Origin of the sequence: Burkholderia sp. A2 (assembly GCF_001729305.1) — a bacterium.
In the GTDB taxonomy this organism is placed as follows: domain Bacteria; phylum Pseudomonadota; class Gammaproteobacteria; order Burkholderiales; family Burkholderiaceae; genus Burkholderia; species Burkholderia sola.
Genome location: NZ_LZXX01000146.1, coordinates 1,551 through 1,821, shown reverse-complemented (window position 1 = coordinate 1,821; position 271 = coordinate 1,551). Strand labels below are relative to the sequence as shown.

The 271-nt window shown below is 66.8% G+C and carries 1 protein-coding gene; it reads left to right on the top strand.

What is annotated here, in order from left to right:
* Positions 1–271 (top strand): 3-oxoacid CoA-transferase subunit A (locus A9Z05_RS37105; protein WP_176730270.1); only part of this gene is annotated, 271 nt, incomplete at both ends.

Here is a 271-nt window from a genome sequence, read left to right as displayed (position 1 = left end):
GGCAAGCCGTACGTGTTCGAGACGCCGATCCACGCCGATTTCGCGCTCGTGAAGGCTTACAAGGGCGATCGCTGGGGCAACCTCGTGTATCGCAAGACCGCGCGCAACTTCGGGCCGATCATGGCCAGCGCGGCGAAGATCGCGATCGTGCAGGTGTCGGAAGTCGTGCCGCTCGGTGCGCTGAATCCGGAACACATCGTGACGCCGGGCATTTTCGTGCAGCGCATCGTCGAGGTGCCGCAGGCCGCGCACGCGGCCGAGCTGGCCGCCG